The sequence below is a fragment of the Methylobacterium sp. AC315 genome, from assembly GCF_979253755.1.
Genome location: NZ_CEEDEA010000170.1, coordinates 1 through 230, shown reverse-complemented (window position 1 = coordinate 230; position 230 = coordinate 1). Strand labels below are relative to the sequence as shown.

Annotated in this window: 1 protein-coding gene; it reads left to right on the top strand. The window is 66.5% G+C overall.

Going from position 1 to position 230, the window contains the following annotated elements:
• Window positions 1–26: 26 nt before the first annotated feature.
• Window positions 27–230, top strand: a 204-nt coding sequence (locus AC0IY0_RS29155) for a cation:dicarboxylate symporter family transporter (protein ID WP_471766527.1), incomplete at its 3' end; no start/stop codon positions are given.

Below are 230 nucleotides of genomic sequence, written 5' to 3'. Positions count from 1 at the left end.
GCACGGCAACCGTGCACGGGATGGATATGGCACACGCACCCCACGCGACGACCGCGCCCGGCGCTCCCCGCGAGCCCTGGTACAAGGTCCTCTATATCCAGGTCCTGATCGCCCTCGTGCTCGGCGTCCTGCTGGGCTGGTACGACCCGGCCACCGGCAAGGCGATGACGTGGCTCGGCGACGCCTTCATCGGCCTGATCAAGATGATGATCGCGCCGATCATCTTCTGC